Raw genomic sequence first — 17,920 nt, forward strand, 5'->3', positions numbered from 1 at the left:
GGGCGACGTCGACAGCCGGTCCTGTCGCCCGCCTTCGGGCTTACGCACCGCCGCTGCCGGTGCCGCTGCCTTTCTCGGTTTTTTCCAGGCGCTCCAGCACTTTGCTGGTGATGGCAATGCATTCCTTGGTGTCGCCCGAGGCCTGGGCGGCCTTGGCTTTGTCGACGTGCTCGGTGATGGCTTTGTCCAGGCCCTCGGAGGTGGCGCCGGCAGTGGCCATGCTGTCGTCGATCTTTTGCAGGTTGGTGGTGCAAAGGTCTTCGGCGGCGAACACCGGCGAAGCCAGCAGGGTGGCGGCCGCGAACAGGGCCGAAAGCGCGGTACCTTTCATGGGTGTCTCCTCTGGGGCCTCTGGAAGGTGGGCCTGTAAGGTGGACTGTGGGGGATTGGCGGGGGTTCAATCGGGATGGTGGCGGGGCGATATGAGAGGGGGGGGATGGCACTGGCTTTGCCGGTGTTCGCGGCTGAAGCCGCTCCCACTGGACCGTGCTTGGCCCGGGCTTGCGCTGTACCTGTGTAGGAGCGGCCTTGTGTCGCGATCGGGCTGCGAAGCAGCCCCAGGATGTCAGCGTGGGTGCATAAATCGTGGGGCCGCTTTGCGGCCCGATCGCGACACAAGGCCGCTCCTACAAAGGTGAAGGTGCCAGCCTTCAGATGCTGCGGGGGCGGGTGACGCGGTCTACCAGGTAGACCAGGCCGTGGTAGTCGATGCCGCTGTGGCTCGACAGGCCAATCTCGCAGGTGCGGCTGGTGGAGATGCCTTCGCTGCAATACTGCACGGCATCTTTCAGGCTGCGCAGCGAATGGGCGTTCAGCTCGGGGGTGGTGAAGCCTTTGTCGCCGGCAAAGCCGCAGCAATGAATGCCTTCGGGGATGACCACCTGTTTGCTGCAACGCCGCGCCAGGTCGATCAGCGCCTGGCTTTCACCCAGATGCTGGGTGCTGCAGGTCACGTGCACGGCTACGGGTTCGTCCTGGGGGGTGAATTCCAGGCGGTCGAGCAGGTGGGTGCGAATGAAGCGCACCGGGTCGTACAGGTCCAGCCGGGTGTCGCCCAGGTCTTGCACCAGGCGCAGGGTGCAGGGGCTGGTGTCGCAGTAGATCGGATCGAGGCCGCCACGGCTGGCGTGCAACAGGGCGTTGATCAGTTCCTGGCGCTTGTGTTCGGCCTGCTCGGGGTAGCCCTTGGAGGCGAACGGCTGGCCGCAGCACAAGCCGTCGGCGTTGTCGGGGAACACCACTTGGTAGCCGGCCTTTTCCAGCAGGGCGCGGGTTTTGTCCAGCAGCGAGCTTTGTTCGCGGTCGGCGTAGGCCGGGCCCATCACCCGTGAAACGCAGGCCGCCAGGTACACCACGCGGGGGCGGGCATCGTTGCTGGCCGGGCCGAAGCTGATCGGGCGCAGGGGTTGCGGCATGGCCGGGGTCCACTGTGGCAGGCGGCCTTTGCTGGCTTTGCTCAGCGAGGCGCTCAAGCGGCCCAGGCGCGGGGCACCCAGCAGCTTGCGGGCGGTGTTGGCGGCAGTGAGTGTCAGGCGCGCACCGCTCAGGGCGGTGTGGAAATGTTCGGCCAGCCAATCGGCGGTTTTTTTGTGGTCGGCGGCCTGGCTACGCAGTTTCTTCACCAGTTCGCCGGTGTTGATGCCGACCGGGCAGCGCTGGGCACATAGGCCAGTGGCGGCGCAGGTGTCGATGCCCTGGTACTGGTAGGTCTGCATCAGTTCGCGGGTGTCGATGCCGGCGCGTTGCTTGGCCTTGATGTCACGCCACATGACGATGCGCTGGCGTGGGCTGAGGGTCAGGCCCTTGGACGGGCACACCGGTTCGCAGAAGCCGCATTCGATGCACTTGTCGACGATTTCGTCGGCGGCAGGCAGTGGCTTGAGGTTTTTCAGGTGGATGTCCGGGTCTTCGCTCAGCACCACGTCGGGGTTGAGAATGCCGTTGGGGTCGAGCAGGCGCTTGAGCTGCCACATCAGCTGGTAGGCGTCATGGCCCCATTCCAGCTCCACGAACGGCGCCATGTTGCGCCCGGTGCCGTGTTCGGCCTTGAGCGAGCCACCGAACTCCACCGCCACCAGTTGCGCCACGTCGTCCATGAACGCCTGGTAACGGGCGACTTCTTCGGCGCTGTTGAAGCCCTGGGTGAAGACGAAGTGCAGGTTGCCTTCCAGTGCATGGCCGAAAATGATCGCTTCGTCATAGCGGTGCTTGTCGAACAGCTGGATCAGGCGGTTGACGCCTTCGGCCAGCTGTTCGACGGGGAAGGTGACGTCTTCGATGATGACTGTGGTGCCGGTCTGACGCACAGCGCCGACAGCGGGGAAGGTGTCCTTGCGGATTTTCCACAGCTGGTTGTACACGGCCGGGTCTTCGCTGAAGTCCACCTGTTGTTCCAGTGGGTAGTCGGCGATCGAGGCCATCACCTGTTGCAGTTGCTCGTGCAGCAGGCTTTGGCTGGCGGCGCGGGACTCGATCAGCAAGGCGCAGGCGTTGTCCGACAGGCCTTTTACCCACAGCGGCATGCCAGGCATGTTCTGCACCGAGCGCAGGCTGCGGCGGTCGAGCAGTTCCACGGCCGAGACTGGCTGGTGCTTGAGCACGGTCACCGCGCGGCAGCAGCTTTCGACGCTGGGGAACACCAGCAGGGCGCTGGCCTTGTGCGGGTGGTCGGGCACAGTGTCGTAGGTGACGGCGCTGATGAAGCCCAGGGTGCCTTCGGAGCCAACCAGCAGGTGTTGCAGGATATCCAGCGGCTGGTCGTAGTCCACCAGTGCGTTCAGTGACAGGCCGGTGGTGTTCTTCAGCCGGTATTTGTGTCGGATGCGTTCGGCCAGCGCTGTGTTGGCGCGGGTTTCGCGGCCCAGGCGGGCCAGCGCCTCCAGCAGCTCGGCGTGGCTGGTTTCGAAGGCGGCCACGCTGGCCGGGTCTTCGCTGTCCAGGCGGGTGCCGTCGGCCAGCACCAGGCGCAGGCCGGCCAGGGTGTGGTAGGTGTTCTGCGCGGTGCCGCAGCACATGCCACTGGCGTTGTTGGCGACGATGCCGCCGATCTTGCAGGCGTTGATCGAGGCCGGGTCCGGGCCGATCTTGCGGCCGAAGGGGGCCAGCCAGGCGTTGGCCTGGGCGCCGATCACGCCAGGTTGCAGGCGGATCTGCTCGCCTTGGCCGCGGATTTCCTTACCCCCCCAGCTGTCGCCGAGTACGATCAGCACCGAGTCAGTGATGGCCTGGCCGGACAGGCTGGTGCCGGCGGCGCGGAAGGTGACCGGCACCCGCTCGCGCTGGGCCAGTTTGATCAGGCCGACCACTTCGTCCTCGGACTCGACGCGTACCACCAGCTTGGGGATCAACCGGTAGAAGCTGGCGTCGGTGCCGAAGGCCAGGGTGGAAGTGGGGTCGTCGAAGCGGCGTTCGGCGGGTATCAGGCGCTCGGCATCACGCAGGAACGCGGCGGGCAGGCTCATGCAATCTCCTCGCGGGGCTGTGGCGTCTGTGCGCCACATGCCCCGGGTCAATCAGGCGGTCGTTCTTGCAGGCGGTCAGGCGCCCAGTTCGCGTACCAGCGAGTCGCGGGTGATCTCGCTGATCGACTTGGCACCGGTCAGCACCATGGCCACGCGCATTTCTTTCTCGAACAGCTCCAGCAGGTTCTTCACCCCGGCCTGGCCATGCACGGCAAGGGCGTAGAGGAAGGCGCGGCCGATCAAGACGGTGTCGGCGCCCAAGGCGATCATGCGCACCACGTCCAGGCCGCTGCGAATGCCGGAGTCGGCCAGAATCTTGAGGTCGCCCTTGACCGCGTCGGCAATCGCCGGCAGGGCGCGGGCGCTGGACAGCACGCCGTCGAGCTGGCGGCCGCCGTGGTTGGACACCACGATGCCGTCGGCACCGAATTTGACCGCATCGCGGGCGTCGTCGGCATCGAGGATGCCCTTGATGATCATCGGGCCGTCCCAGTACTCACGAATCCATTCCAGGTCTTTCCAGGAAATGGATGGGTCGAAGTTGTTACCCAGCCAGCCGATGTAGTCGGCAAGGCCGGTTGGGTTGCCACGGTATTTGGAAATGTTGCCCAGGTCATGCGGGCGGCCCATCACGCCGACATCCCATGCCCACTCTGGGTGGGTCATGGCTTGCAGCACGCGGCGCAGCGGGCCGTTCTTGCCGCTCATGCCGGAGTGGGCGTCGCGGTAGCGGGCGCCGGGCACTGGCATGTCGACGGTGAATACCAGGGTCTTGACCCCGGCAGCCTTGGCCCGCTCCAGGGCGTTACGCATGAAGCCGCGGTCCTTGAGCACATACAGCTGGAACCACATCGGCCGGTCGATGGCGGGCGCCACTTCTTCGATCGGGCACACCGACACCGTGGACATGGTGAACGGGATGCCATGGGCGGCCGCCGCACGCGCCGCCTGCACTTCGCCACGGCGGGCGTACATGCCGGTGAGGCCGACCGGGGCCAGGGCCACCGGCATGCTCAGGGTTTCGTCGAACAGGCGGGTGGAAAGGCTGAGCTCGGACATGTTGTTCAGCACGCGCTGGCGCAGGGCAATGCTGGCCAGGTCCGAGACGTTGTGGCGCAGGGTGTGCTCGGCGTAGGCGCCGCCATCGGCGTAGTGGAACAGGAAGGGAGGCAGCTTGCGTTGGGCCGCGGCGCGATAGTCGGTAGAGGCAGAAATGATCATGGATTCTCGCAGCGTTGCTTGTGGGGAGTGCCGGGCGCGCGATGGCGCCCGGCCCCTTTCACTTTAGTGATGAACCAGCATGCCGGTCAGCCAGTAAGCCTGGATCAGGGTGATCAGGCCGACGATGGTGGCGAAGAACAGGCTGTGCTTGACGGTGAAGCGGAACAGGTCCGATTCCTTGCCCACCAGGCCGGTGGCGGCGCAGGCCACGGCGATCGATTGCGGCGAGATCATCTTGCCGGTCACGCCGCCGCTGGTGTTGGCCGCTACCAGCAGGGTGTCGTTGACCCCGATCTGGTGCGCGGTGGTGGCCTGCAGCGAGCTGAACAGGGCGTTGGACGAGGTGTCCGAGCCAGTCAGGAACACGCCCAGCCAGCCGAGGAACGGCGAGAAGAACGGGAATGCAGCGCCGGTGCCGGCCAGCACCAGGGCCATGGTCGAGGACATGCCGGAGTAGTTGGTGACGAAGGCGAAGGCCAGCACCATGCCGATCGACAGAATCGGCCAGCGCAGTTCCCAGAAGGTTTCTTTGAAAGTGGTAAGACCAGTTTTGAAGTTGATCTTCAGCACCGCCATGGAGATCAGTGCCGAGAGGAAGATCGCGGTGCCGGTGGCGGAGATCGGGTCGAGCTTGAACACCGCAGGCATGGCGGTCGGCGCAGCAACGATCGGTGCGGTCTTGATCACCAGCTGGTCGAGGTGTGGGATGGCGAAGTTGAACACGAAGTTGTACATCGCGCCGCCTGGGGCGAACGCTGCCTTGAACGGCTTCAGGGTCCAGATGGTGACCAGTACGGTCAGTATCAGGAACGGCGACCAGGCCTTGAAGATCTCGCCAAAGCTGTACGGGCTAGGCTGGCTGCCGCTTGGCTGCACCACGGCGGCGCCGACGCTGCCCTTGGCTTCGCTGAACGAACGCTTGGGCTGCCAGACCTTCAGGAACAGGGTGAGGCAGATCAGGCTGGCCAGTGCCGAGGTGATGTCTGGCAGCTCTGGGCCGATGAAGTTCGAAGTGAAGTACTGGGTGACGGCGAAGCTCAGGCCGGCGACCAGCGCGGCAGGCCAGGTTTCCTTCACGCCGCGCAGGCCGTCCATCATGAACACCAGCCAGAACGGCACGAACAGCGACAGCAGTGGCAGCTGGCGGCCGGTCATGGCGCCGATGTGGAAGGCGTCGATGCCGGTGACCTGGCCGGCCACGATGATCGGGATGCCCAGGGCGCCGAAGGCCACCGGTGCGGTATTGGCGATCAGGCACAGGCCGGCGGCGTACAGCGGGTTGAAGCCCAGGCCCACCAGCAGCGCGGCAGTGATTGCCACGGGTGCGCCGAAGCCTGCAGCGCCTTCCAGGAAGGCACCGAAGCAGAAGCCGATCAGCAGTACTTGCAGGCGCTGGTCGTCGGTAATCGACAGCACCGAGCTGCGGATCACCTCGAACTGGCCGCTCTTGACCGTGAGTTTGTACAGGAACACCGCGGCAACGATGATCCAGGCAATTGGCCAGAGGCCGTAGAGGAAGCCGTAACCCGCGGCGGCGAAGGCCATGTCGACAGGCATCTGGAAGGCGAAGATCGCCACCAGGATCGACAACGCGAGGGTGATGCTGCCCGCTACGTGGCCCTTGAGGCGGAACACGGCGAGGGCCAGGAAGAAGAACACGATGGGGATGACCGCCGCCAGTGCGGACAGGCCAAGACTACCAAGCGGGCTATAGAGTTGTTGCCAGGTTTGCATATGGGGTGGCCCCTAATTGTTGTTGGTCAGCACTGGCATTGGATAATTGGTAAGACCAATTTACAATGGCTGGTCGCTAGGTTAAAAGCGCTGTCGTGGGTGTGTCAATTTGTCCTGCGCAAAACTTTGGTCGCGTGCCGATGAGCGGGCACCTGATGCGTTGGGAAAATCGCGGCTTGATGGGTGTGTGCGCGGCCTGGATCGGCGAGAATAGGCGCCCCTGACATTTGCTGGGGGTTTGTGGAGAGCATGTGATGGTTTTTGATCAGGTCCGCCAACGGCGCCTGTCCGACGACATTGTCGATCGGTTGGAAGGGATGATTCTGGAAGGCACGCTGACCTCGGGGCAGCGGCTGCCGGCCGAGCGCGTCCTTGCCGAGCAATTTGGTGTGTCCCGCCCGTCACTGCGTGAGGCGATCCAGAAGCTGGTGGCCAAAGGGCTGCTGGTCAGCCGTCAGGGCGGGGGCAATTTTGTTGCCGAGTCGCTGGGGTCCACCTTCAGCGACCCATTGCTGCAGTTGCTCGAGCACAGTGCTGAGGCGCAGCGTGACCTGCTCGAATTCCGCCATACCCTGGAGGCGTCCTGTGCCTACTATGCTGCCCAGCGTGCCACCGAGCCTGACCGAGCGCGGTTGAAGGCGGCCTTCGATGTGTTGCAGGACTGCTATGCCAGGGTCGACGAAGTGACTCGGGCGGAGGAGGGCGCGGCGGATGCACGCTTCCACCTGGCGATTGCCGAGGCCAGCCATAACGCAGTGTTGCTGCATACCATTCGGGGGTTGTTCGACCTGCTCAAGCGCAACGTGGTGACTAACATTGGCGGCATGTACCAGCAGCGCACCGAAACCCGGGACATGCTGATCAGTCAGCACCGGGAGCTGTACCTGGCGATTGTCGAGGGCAGGGCGGAGGATGCGCGCGAGGTGTCCAGCCGGCACATTCTGTATGTGCAGGAGGTGCTGCAAGAGGCGCACGAAGAGGCGCAGCGGGTGGCGCGGGCAGAGCGGCGTAGCGGGCGTTGAGATTTGTGGTGGCAGTGCTGGCCTATTCGCGGGTGAACCCGCCCCCACAGGGTTCTCACAGCCTTCAAGGGCAGTGATATACCTGTGGGGGCGAGTTTACCCGCGAAGAGGGCCGAACAGGCGAAAGAAGATCTAGTCTTCCTTGCCCTTGTTCCGCACAGCCCGCTGCAGCTCGCGGTTGGAGTCGCGCTCGCGCATGGTGTCGCGCTTGTCGAACTCCTTCTTGCCCTTGCCCAGTGCGATTTCGCACTTGATCAGGTGCTTGCTCCAGTACAGCGCCAAGGCCACGCAGGTGTAGCCTTTTTGCGCCACGGCCGCTTCCAGGCGCTCAAGCTCGCGCTTGTTCAGCAGCAGCTTGCGGGTGCGGATGGGGTCGGCGATGACGTGGGTGCTGGCGGTGGTCAGCGGGGTGATGTGGCTGCCGAACAGCCAGGCTTCACCGTCCTTGAGCAGCACGTAGCTGTCGGTCAGGTGCGCCTTGCCAGCTCGCAGGCTTTTTACTTCCCAGCCGGACAGGACCAGCCCGGCCTCGAACTTGTGTTCGATGAAGTAATCGTGTCGCGCTTTCTTGTTTTGCGCGATGGTCCCGGTCGGATGTTTTTTTTGCTTAGCCATAGGGGCGGCATTATAGGCAAGTCCGCGCGTCGTCCGCTATGGGATTTCGGTGTGCTTGAGCCACCGGAATGAATACCGGACAATACAACCCCTGTCATACGCACAGAACCTGTTTTCGGCACGCTGCGAAGCGCCGCCACCCAGCCTTGGAAGTGACGCCTGGATGACTACCCATATTCAACGCTCCGCCCTGCTGCCATACCCCGCCCAGGCGCTCTACGATCTGGTCAACGATGTGGCCAGCTACCCTGAGTTTCTGCCGTGGTGCTCGGCCTCGACGGTGATCGAAGCCAGTGACACGCACATGCGGGCCAAGCTCGAAGTGGCCAAGGGCGGCATGAGCCAGCACTTCGTCACGCGCAATGTGCTGGTGCCGGGGCAGTCCATCGAGATGAACCTCGAAGAGGGGCCATTCACTCAGCTGCATGGTGTGTGGGTGTTCAAACCGCTGGGTGAAAAAGCCTGCAAGATCAGCCTGGACCTGTCCTTCGATTATGCCGGGCCGATCGTGCGTGCCACGTTGGGGCCGCTGTTCAATCAGGCAGCCAACACCCTGGTCGATGCCTTCTGCCAGCGCGCCAAGCAATTGCATGCCTGACGGATAAGGCGCAAAAAAAAGCCCGGACCAGGTCCGGGCTTTTTTGTATCTGCTGTGCGATTACCGGGTTTCCAGCGGTGCTGGCGTCGGGACTGGGGTGGTCTCGATGGTATCGATTTCGCGCTGGATGGACTCTTCGGTCGAACCAGGCTTGGCTGGTTTTTCCACCGGCTGTGGTGCCGGCTGTTCGGCCTGGCCTGGCTCGGTGGCTGGGCTGACGGTGGTGTCGCTGCTGCCGCCGAGGATTTCCTGGTCGCGGCTTACGCCCGGCATGAAGTCGCCAGACAGGCTGACCAGTTGGTCGCTTTCGTTGAAGAAGATGCTCATGCGCTCTTGCTGGCGTTTACCGCCACCAGGCTGCAGGCTGTACAGGTAATCCCAACGGTTGGTGTTGAAGGTATCCTGAATCAGCGGGTTGCCCATGATAAACCTTACTTGCCGTCGGGTCATTCCCGGGCGTAATTGGTCTATCATGTCTTGCGTGACGACATTGCCCTGCTGGATGTCGATTTTGTAAACCCCGGGAAACGAGCAACCGGCGAGTGCGAGCAGTCCCACTAGGGTGAGGCTGGTTAGCAAGAGCTTGGTGTTTTGCATCGGTGGGCGACTTCCACTATCTTGGCTGGACAACGTAAACCCCGATCATACCCGTATTAAGAGAAGCTGCGAAGCAGCATCGGCGAGAAAGCTGACCATGGTTGAAAATAGCGAATTGCGCAAAGCCGGTCTCAAGGTGACCCTGCCTCGAGTAAAGATCCTTCAGATGCTCGACTCTACCGAGCAGCGTCACATGAGTGCAGAGGATGTCTACAAGGCGCTGATGGAGGCTGGCGAAGATGTGGGCCTGGCCACCGTCTATCGCGTGCTGACTCAGTTCGAAGCGGCGGGTCTGGTGGTTCGCCACAACTTCGACGGCGGCCACGCGGTGTTCGAACTGGCCGATGGCGGTCACCACGACCATATGGTGAACGTGGATACCAGTGAAGTCATCGAGTTCATGGATGCCGAAATCGAGAAGCGCCAGCGCGAAATCGTGGCCGAGCATGGCTACGAGCTGGTGGACCACAATCTGGTCCTGTACGTGCGTAAGAAGAAGTAACGATTTATATCGTTATGAATAGCAAAGGCGACCTTCGGGTCGCCTTTGTGCTTTCTGAGGGTCTTAAGGCAACGCAGGCCGCTTTCACAACGACTGCATTGGCCTGGTAGAGCAGCATCAAGCCTTGCCGGAAACCACCATCTTGCGCGCATGCGCCAAGGACTCTTTGGTCAGGTCGATGCCGCCCAGCATCCGCGCCACTTCTTCTACCCGCTCACGTTTGCCCAGGCTGGCCACGGCGGTGTGGGTGGTATCACTGTTGCGCACCTTGTGTACGAACAGGTGATGATGTCCTTGTGCTGCTACCTGTGGCAGGTGTGTCACGGTCAGCACCTGGCCACGCTCGCCCAGGCGACGCAGCAATTGGCCGACGATTTCGGCAGTGGGGCCGCCGATACCCACGTCGACTTCGTCGAATACCAGGGTCGGGATGCGCGAGGTCTGTGCCGTGATCACCTGGATCGCCAGGCTGATACGCGACAGTTCGCCGCCCGAGGCCACCTTCGCCAGGCCTTTGAGTGGTTGGCCGGGGTTTGCGCTGACCAGCAGCTCGATCTGCTCCAGGCCATGGGGTGAGAGGTCGGAGCCCTCGTTAGGTGTCAGCTCGATGCAGAAGCGACCGCCAGGCATGCCCAGGCGCTGGATTTCCTGTTCGACGGCGCCCGCCAGTTGCTGGGCTGCCTGCTGACGCAGGCCGCTGAGTTCGCGGGCCTTCTCTTTATAGTGCTGGGCGAAGGCGGCAAGCTCTTCACCCAGGCGCTCGATCGACTCGTCACTGGCGTTAAGGCCTTCGATTTCTTCCATCAGCCGTTGCTGCAGGTGAGGCAGTTCGGTGGGGTGCACGCGGTGTTTGCGCGCCAGCGTATAGAGGGTGTCGAGGCGCTCTTCCAAGGCCTGCAGGCGCATCGGGTCGGCATCGAAGTTGTCGAGGAAGCGGTTGAGTTCGCCCACGGCTTCCTCGACCTGGATTTGCGCGCTGGCGATCAGGTTGGCTGCTTCGCCCAGTGCCTTGGGTGAGTTGGTGGCGGCACCCAGACGATTGAGGCAGGAGGTGAGGGCACTGAGCACGTTGCCCGAGTCGCTCTCGCTGCACTGGTCGATGACCTGGCGACAGATGCCGAACAGGGCTTCGGCGCTGGTCAGGTTCTTGTGCTCCTGTTCCAGCTGCTCCAGTTCGTGCTCGCCAAGGCCCAAATTGTCCAGTTCTTCCAGCTGATAGCTGAGCAGTTGGTGGCGGGCGCGCTGCTCGTCGCCGGAATTGGACAGGCGCTCCAGCTCCAGGCGGGTCTGGTTCCAGCGCTTGGCCGCCAGCTGTACCTGGCGGGCCAGGTCGACGGCGCCCGCATACTCGTCGAGCAAGCGGCGATGGGTGTCGGTCTTGAGCAGCGACTGGTGCTCGTGCTGGCTATGGATGTCGATCAGCAGTTCGCCCAGCGCTTTAAGGTCGCCAAGCGGGCAGGGCGTGCCGTTGATGTAGCCGCGGCTGCGGCCTTCGGCGGTGATCACCCGGCGCAGGATGCACAGGCCGTCGTTGTCCAGGTCGCGCTCGGTCAGCCAGGCATGCGCCTCGGGGATGTCCACCAGGTCGAAGGTGGCGAGGATGTCTGCCTTGTCGGTGCCGGGGCGCACCACGCCGCTGTCGGCCCGGTCGCCCAGGGCCAGGCCAAGGGCATCGAGCATGATCGATTTGCCGGCGCCGGTCTCGCCGGTGATGACAGACATGCCACGGGCGATTTCGAGGTCGAGGTGCTCGACGATGGCGTAATTGTGAATGGACAGGTGCACCAGCATGGGGCGGCTCCCGAAAGTCAGGTCTGGTTATTTATACAGTACTTTTTTCAGGCCTGCCAATGCCCCTTGGCAGATTCTGTTGCGGCCCTGAAAACCACCTTGCCCCTTGAAGCTGGTTTTTCAGGCCCCATATAGCCGGCAGACACGGCGAGCTTTGCTCGTACTACAGAAATTGCGGAGGAGAGAACCCATGGCTGACGATCAGCTGAACGAGAAAGACCTTAATGCCGAAGAAGCCGCTGCAGTGGATAACGGCGCCCGCGTTCAGGAGCTCGAGGAGCAGCTGGCCGCCGCCAAGGATCAGTCCCTGCGTGTCGCAGCAGAAGCGCAGAACAGCATTCGCCGCGCCGAGCAGGAAGTCGACAAGGCCCGCAAGTTCGCCCTCGAGAAATTCTCCAGCGACCTGCTGCCGGTGATCGACAGCCTGGAACTGGCCTTGGCTCACTCCAGCGCCGACGACGAGCACGTCAAGCAGATTCGTGAAGGCGTCGAGCTGACCCTGAAGATGTTCCAGGACACCCTCAAGCGCTACAACCTCGAAGCTGTCGACCCGCACGGTCAGCCGTTCAACCCTGAGCACCACCAGGCCATGGCCATGCAGGAAAACGCCGAAGTAGAGCCAAACAGCGTGCTGAACGTGTTCCAGAAAGGCTACCTGCTGAATGGCCGCCTGCTGCGCCCCGCCATGGTGGTGGTCAGCAAGGCGCCGGCTGCCCCGCAACCTTCTATCGACGAGAAGGCTTGAAATTAGTCCGGGCATCCCCATCTAGGTGTCAAGCGATCAAGTATTACCGCAGTTGGCCGAAGTAGCCGCTGCCGCCAAATTCAAGTTTCGGGAGAGTTAACATGGGCAAAATCATCGGTATCGACCTGGGGACCACCAACTCGTGCGTCTCCATTCTGGAAAACGGTAACGTCAAGGTCATCGAAAACGCCGAAGGCGCGCGTACTACCCCTTCGATCGTGGCTTATGCCAACGACGGCGAAATCCTGGTTGGCCAGTCGGCCAAGCGCCAGGCTGTGACCAACCCGCACAACACCCTGTTCGCAGTGAAGCGCCTGATTGGCCGCCGCTTCGAAGAAGAGGTCGTGCAGAAAGACATCAAGCTGGTGCCATACAAAATCGTCAAGGGCGGTAACGGCGACGCTTGGGTACAGGCCGGCGGCAAGGACATGGCGCCACCGCAAATCAGCGCCGAAGTGCTGAAAAAAATGAAGAAGACCGCCGAAGACTACCTCGGCGAGCCTGTCACCGAGGCGGTCATCACCGTTCCGGCCTACTTCAACGACAGCCAGCGCCAGGCCACCAAGGATGCCGGCCGCATCGCTGGTCTGGACGTCAAGCGCATCATCAACGAGCCGACCGCCGCTGCTCTGGCTTACGGCATGGACAAGGCCAAAGGCGACCACACCGTCATCGTTTATGACCTGGGTGGTGGTACCTTCGACGTTTCGGTCATCGAAATCGCCGAAGTCGACGGTGAGCATCAGTTCGAAGTACTGGCCACCAACGGCGACACCTTCCTGGGTGGCGAAGACTTCGACATGCGCCTGATCGACTACCTTGTCGACGAGTTCAAGAAAGAGTCCGGCATGGACCTGAAGAACGATCCGCTGGCCCTGCAGCGCCTGAAAGAAGCTGCCGAGAAAGCCAAGATCGAGCTGTCCTCGACTCAGTCGACCGACGTCAACCTGCCGTACATCACCGCAGATGCGACAGGTCCGAAGCACCTGAACGTGAAAATCTCCCGCGCCAAGCTGGAGTCGCTGGTTGAAGACCTGGTTCAACGTACCATCGAGCCTTGCCGCATCGCCCTGAAAGACGCCGGCATCGACGCCAGCAAGATCGACGACGTGATCCTGGTCGGTGGCCAGACCCGTATGCCGCTGGTGCAGAAAACCGTTGCTGACTTCTTCGGTAAAGAAGCGCGCAAGGACGTCAACCCGGACGAAGCAGTTGCCATGGGTGCTGCCATCCAGGGCGCGGTATTGGCCGGTGACGTGAAAGACGTACTGCTGCTGGACGTCAGCCCGCTGACCCTGGGTATCGAAACCATGGGTGGCGTGATGACCGCGCTGATCGAGAAGAACACCACCATCCCGACCAAAAAGTCGCAGGTGTTCTCGACCGCCGATGACAACCAGGGCGCCGTGACCATTCACGTGCTGCAGGGTGAGCGTAAGCAGGCTGCGCAGAACAAGTCGCTGGGCAAGTTCGACCTGGCTGACATTCCGCCAGCACCACGTGGTGTACCGCAGATCGAAGTGACCTTCGACATCGACGCCAACGGCATCCTGCACGTTGGCGCCAAAGACAAGGCCACCGGCAAGGCTCAGTCGATCGTGATCAAGGCCAACTCCGGTCTGTCGGACGAGGAAATCGAGCGCATGGTGCGTGACGCCGAAGCCAACGCCGAGGAAGACCGCAAGTTCGAAGAACTGGCCGCTGCCCGTAACCAGGGTGACGCGCTGGTGCACTCGACTCGCAAGATGGTCGTTGATGCCGGTGACAAGGTCACTGCTGAAGAGAAGGCCGCGATCGAAGCTGCCGTGGTTGCCCTGGAAGCCGCTGTCAAAGGCGACGACAAGGCCGCAATCGACGCCAAGGTCGAAGAGCTGTCCAAAGTCTCTGCCCCGGTTGCCCAGAAGATGTACGCCGAGCAGTCGGCCGAACAGCCTCAGGGTGGCGCGCAGCAGGCCGAGCCGGAAGCCAAGCACGATGACGTGGTTGACGCCGAGTTCGAAGAAGTGAAAGGCGACGACAAGAAGTAATCGTTGCATGTTGTCGGCCAGTTCACCGGTGTTTGCCGGTGAACTGGTAGGATGTCGCCGCGCGGGGGCTTGCTCCCGCGTTGGCGTATCTGGAATTCGAGAATTTTACAGCATCTGTCAGCGCTCCTTGGGGGTGGGCAGGTGCTGACGGCGCGGCGCAGATGCCTGACGCCTAACAAGGTGCAAATGACCTATGTCCAAGCGTGATTATTATGAGGTCCTGGGTGTCGAGCGCGGCGCCAGCGAAGCTGACCTCAAGAAGGCGTATCGCCGTCTGGCGATGAAGTATCACCCGGACCGCAACCCGGGCGATAAAGAGTCGGAAGACAAGTTCAAGGAGGCCAACGAGGCCTACGAAGTGCTGTCTGACGCGAGCAAGCGCGCGGCCTTCGACCAGTATGGCCACGCTGGCGTCGACCCAAGCATGGGTGGCGGCGGTGCCGGCTTCGGTGGCGCCAACTTCTCCGACATCTTCGGTGATGTGTTCAGCGATTTCTTCGGTGGCGGCCGCGGTGGCGGACGTGGCGGTGCCCAGCGCGGCAGCGACCTGCGCTACACCCTTGAACTGAACCTGGAAGAAGCGGTGCGCGGCACCACGGTCAGCATTCGCGTGCCTACCTTGGTCAACTGCCAGCCTTGCGACGGTTCTGGTGCTAAGAAGGGTTCGACCCCTTCGACCTGCCCGACCTGCGGCGGCATCGGCCAGGTGCGCATGCAGCAAGGCTTCTTCTCGGTGCAGCAGACCTGCCCGCGCTGCCATGGCCAAGGCAAGATCATTACCGACCCGTGCACCTCGTGCCACGGCGAAGGCCGTGTCGAAGAATACAAGACGCTGTCGGTCAAGGTGCCGGCGGGTGTCGATACCGGTGACCGCATTCGCCTGTCGGGCGAGGGTGAGGCCGGTACCCATGGTGGCCCGACCGGTGATCTGTACGTGGTGATCAGCGTGCGTGAGCACGAGATCTTCCAGCGCGACGGCAAGCACCTGTACTGCGAAGTGCCGATCAGCTACACCGATGCCGCCCTGGGCGGCGAGCTGGAAGTGCCGACCCTGGATGGCCGCGTGAAGCTGAAAATTCCGGAAGGCACCCAGACCGGCAAGCAGTTCCGTTTGCGCGGCAAGGGCGTTGCTCCGGTACGTGGTGGTGGTGCGGGCGACCTGCTGTGCCGCGTAGCGGTGGAAACCCCGGTCAACCTCAGCCGCCGCCAGCGCGAGCTGCTCGAGGAACTGCGTGATTCGCTGGAAGGCGACAGCTCCCACTCGCCCAAGGCCAGTGGCTGGTTCGATGGCGTGAAGCGCTTCTTCGGCGATCTCTGACAAGGAAATGGCTATGCGACGTATTGCGGTAATGGGTGCGGCTGGGCGGATGGGCAAGACCCTGATCGAAGCCGTACAGCAAACCCCTGGTGCTGGGCTGACGGCGGCGATCGATCGCCCTGACAGCTCGCTGGTGGGCGCTGATGCTGGTGAGCTGGCGGCCCTCGGCCGGATCGGTGTGTTGCTCTCCGATGACCTGGCCAAGGTGGCTGACGAGTTCGACGTGCTGATCGACTTCACGCACCCTTCGGTGACCCTGAAGAATCTGGCGTTCTGCCGCAAGCACGGCAAAGCCATGATCATTGGCACCACGGGCTTCTCTGTCGAAGAGAAGCAGTTGCTGGCCGAGGCCGGCAAGGACATTCCAATCGTGTTCGCCGCCAACTTCAGTGTGGGTGTGAACCTTAGCCTCAAGTTGCTGGATATGGCGGCGCGGGTGCTGGGTGATGATGTCGATATCGAGATCATCGAGGCGCACCACCGGCACAAGGTCGATGCGCCGTCGGGTACTGCATTGCGCATGGGTGAAGTGGTTGCCAATGCGCTGGGGCGTAACCTGCAGGAAGTGGCGGTGTATGGCCGCGAAGGCCAGACCGGCGCGCGTGATCGCAAGACCATCGGCTTCGCTACCGTGCGGGCCGGCGACGTGGTGGGCGATCACACTGTGTTGTTTGCTGCCGAAGGCGAGCGCCTGGAAATCACCCACAAGGCCTCCAGCCGCATGACCTTCGCCAAGGGTGCCGTGCGTGCGGCGCTGTGGCTGGATGGGCGTGAGCCTGCGCTGTACGACATGCAGGATGTGCTCGAGCTGCGTTAAGCCGCTACGCGGTGTTGGTTTCTTCGCGGGTTTGCCCGCGAAGAGGCCCCCATCGACGTCAGCCTGTCGCATTCATGTGTTTTAGAGACACATCCACGGTAGACCGAAAACGCACTTTTCTGTAAGCTACAGCTTTAGTGTGTCCACTAAAAGCGCGCAGCGAATTGAATTCAGCACATGAAAGCGGGGTGACGTGTCCATACGTCACTCCGCTTTTTTGCAACCTGCGATCGCCCTTTCATGCTTGATTTACGGGAGGTCTTCTTGACAAAGCCAGCCATACTCGCCCTTGCCGACGGCAGTATTTTTCGCGGTGAAGCCATTGGTGCCGACGGTCAGACCGTTGGTGAGGTGGTATTCAACACCGCTATGACCGGCTACCAGGAAATCCTTACAGACCCTTCCTATGCGCAGCAAATCGTTACCCTGACCTACCCGCACATCGGCAACACCGGCACCACGCCGGAAGATGCCGAGTCGAACCGCGTCTGGTCCGCTGGCCTGGTCATCCGTGACCTGCCGCTGCTGGCCAGCAACTGGCGTAACACCCAGTCGCTGCCTGAGTACCTCAAGGCCAACAACGTCGTTGCCATCGCCGGCATCGACACCCGCCGCCTGACCCGTATCCTGCGTGAAAAGGGCGCCCAGAACGGTTGCATCCTCGCCGGTGACAACATCAGCGAAGAAGCCGCCATCGCCGCTGCCCGTGGCTTCCCAGGCCTGAAGGGCATGGACCTGGCCAAGGTTGTCTCCACCAAGGAACGCTACGAATGGCGCTCCAGTGTGTGGGAGCTGAAAACCGACAGCCACCCGACCATCGACGCTGCCGACCTGCCGTATCACGTGGTTGCCTTCGACTACGGCGTCAAGCTGAACATCCTGCGCATGCTGGTTGCTCGTGGCTGCCGCGTGACCGTGGTGCCGGCCCAGACCCCGGCCAGCGAAGTGCTGGCACTCAACCCGGACGGCGTGTTCCTGTCCAACGGCCCTGGTGACCCCGAGCCGTGCGACTACGCCATCCAGGCGATCAAGGAAATCCTCGAAACCGAGATCCCGGTATTCGGCATCTGCCTCGGTCACCAGCTGCTGGCCCTGGCTTCCGGCGCCAAGACCGTGAAAATGGGCCATGGCCACCATGGTGCCAACCACCCGGTCCAGGACCTGGACACCGGCGTGGTCATGATCACCAGCCAGAACCACGGCTTTGCCGTTGACGAAGCCACCCTGCCGGGTAACGTCCGCGCCATCCACAAGTCGCTGTTCGACGGCACCCTGCAAGGTATCGAGCGTACCGACAAGAGCGCGTTCAGCTTCCAGGGCCACCCTGAAGCGAGCCCAGGCCCGACCGACGTCGCGCCACTGTTCGATCGTTTCACCGATGCCATGGCCAAGCGCCGCTGAGCATCCTGCATCAAGGCCCCGGGCCGGCTCCTGCCGCGCCCGGAAGCGCCTGACCCAGATTGTTCAAAGCG

General features: G+C 62.6%; 15 protein-coding genes. 8 read left to right on the plus strand and 7 right to left on the minus strand.

The features are described from left to right. Positions 1–40: 40 nt before the first annotated feature. From Q9451_RS03050 to Q9451_RS03065, 4 genes are all read right to left on the minus strand, one after another. Positions 41–331 carry a hypothetical protein gene (locus tag Q9451_RS03050; protein ID WP_012274266.1) on the minus strand — a complete coding sequence of 97 codons (291 nt, stop codon included), beginning with the start codon at positions 329–331 and terminating at the stop codon, positions 41–43. Between the two features lie 319 nt (positions 332–650). After that, entirely contained in the window at positions 651–3,461 is a 2,811-nt protein-coding gene (locus Q9451_RS03055) for an FAD-binding and (Fe-S)-binding domain-containing protein (protein ID WP_012274265.1), read from the minus strand. Positions 3,462–3,536: 75 nt separating this feature from the next. Beyond that, the gene (gene lldD / locus Q9451_RS03060) at positions 3,537–4,682 is read right to left on the minus strand and encodes an FMN-dependent L-lactate dehydrogenase LldD (RefSeq protein WP_012274264.1); all 1,146 of its coding nucleotides are present in this window, start codon (positions 4,680–4,682) and stop codon (positions 3,537–3,539) included. A 63-nt stretch (positions 4,683–4,745) separates the two neighbouring features. Continuing rightward, positions 4,746–6,416, minus strand: a complete 1,671-nt coding sequence (locus Q9451_RS03065; protein ID WP_012274263.1) for a lactate permease LctP family transporter — start codon at positions 6,414–6,416, stop codon at positions 4,746–4,748. Positions 6,417–6,670: 254 nt separating this feature from the next. On the opposite strand from Q9451_RS03065, the gene Q9451_RS03070 reads away from it, so the two are divergent. Continuing rightward, a complete protein-coding gene (locus Q9451_RS03070) occupies positions 6,671–7,438 on the plus strand; it encodes an FCD domain-containing protein (RefSeq protein WP_012274262.1) in 768 nt (255 codons plus the stop codon). A 132-nt stretch (positions 7,439–7,570) separates the two neighbouring features. Here the strand turns inward: Q9451_RS03070 and smpB are convergent, their stop codons facing one another. Further along, positions 7,571–8,053, minus strand: a complete 483-nt coding sequence (gene smpB / locus Q9451_RS03075; RefSeq protein ID WP_012274261.1) for an SsrA-binding protein SmpB — start codon at positions 8,051–8,053, stop codon at positions 7,571–7,573. Positions 8,054–8,216: 163 nt separating this feature from the next. Here smpB and Q9451_RS03080 point away from each other — a divergent pair, with 163 nt between their 5' ends. Next, positions 8,217–8,651, plus strand: a complete 435-nt coding sequence (locus Q9451_RS03080) for a type II toxin-antitoxin system RatA family toxin (protein ID WP_012274260.1) — start codon at positions 8,217–8,219, stop codon at positions 8,649–8,651. 60 nt (positions 8,652–8,711) lie between these two features. Here Q9451_RS03080 and bamE read toward each other — a convergent pair whose 3' ends face one another. Continuing rightward, on the minus strand, positions 8,712–9,248 hold the full coding sequence (gene bamE / locus Q9451_RS03085) for an outer membrane protein assembly factor BamE (protein WP_012274259.1): 537 nt from the start codon (positions 9,246–9,248) through the stop codon (positions 8,712–8,714). Positions 9,249–9,345: 97 nt separating this feature from the next. Between bamE and fur the strand changes: the two genes are divergently transcribed. After that, on the plus strand, positions 9,346–9,750 hold the full coding sequence (gene fur / locus Q9451_RS03090) for a ferric iron uptake transcriptional regulator (RefSeq protein ID WP_012274258.1): 405 nt from the start codon (positions 9,346–9,348) through the stop codon (positions 9,748–9,750). Between the two features lie 117 nt (positions 9,751–9,867). On the opposite strand, the gene recN is transcribed toward fur, so the two are convergent. Further along, positions 9,868–11,541, minus strand: a complete 1,674-nt coding sequence (gene recN / locus Q9451_RS03095) for a DNA repair protein RecN (protein ID WP_012274257.1) — start codon at positions 11,539–11,541, stop codon at positions 9,868–9,870. Positions 11,542–11,731: 190 nt separating this feature from the next. On the opposite strand from recN, the gene grpE reads away from it, so the two are divergent. From grpE to carA, 5 genes are all read left to right on the plus strand, one after another. Further along, positions 11,732–12,286, plus strand: a complete 555-nt coding sequence (gene grpE / locus Q9451_RS03100; RefSeq protein ID WP_012274256.1) for a nucleotide exchange factor GrpE — start codon at positions 11,732–11,734, stop codon at positions 12,284–12,286. Between the two features lie 101 nt (positions 12,287–12,387). Further along, the gene (gene dnaK / locus Q9451_RS03105; RefSeq protein ID WP_012274255.1) at positions 12,388–14,313 is read left to right on the plus strand and encodes a molecular chaperone DnaK; all 1,926 of its coding nucleotides are present in this window, start codon (positions 12,388–12,390) and stop codon (positions 14,311–14,313) included. Positions 14,314–14,506: 193 nt separating this feature from the next. Then, positions 14,507–15,631: a molecular chaperone DnaJ gene (dnaJ, locus tag Q9451_RS03110; RefSeq protein WP_012274254.1), complete on the plus strand. Its 1,125-nt coding sequence runs from the start codon at positions 14,507–14,509 to the stop codon at positions 15,629–15,631. Positions 15,632–15,644: 13 nt separating this feature from the next. Then, positions 15,645–16,448, plus strand: coding sequence for a 4-hydroxy-tetrahydrodipicolinate reductase (gene dapB, locus Q9451_RS03115; RefSeq protein WP_012274253.1), 804 nt, complete (start codon positions 15,645–15,647; stop codon positions 16,446–16,448). Between the two features lie 264 nt (positions 16,449–16,712). Further along, complete coding sequence (gene carA / locus Q9451_RS03120; protein WP_003249935.1) at positions 16,713–17,849, plus strand: glutamine-hydrolyzing carbamoyl-phosphate synthase small subunit; 1,137 nt, start codon at positions 16,713–16,715, stop codon at positions 17,847–17,849. Positions 17,850–17,920 lie beyond the last annotated feature (71 nt).

The organism is Pseudomonas sp. NY8896, assembly GCF_039634505.1.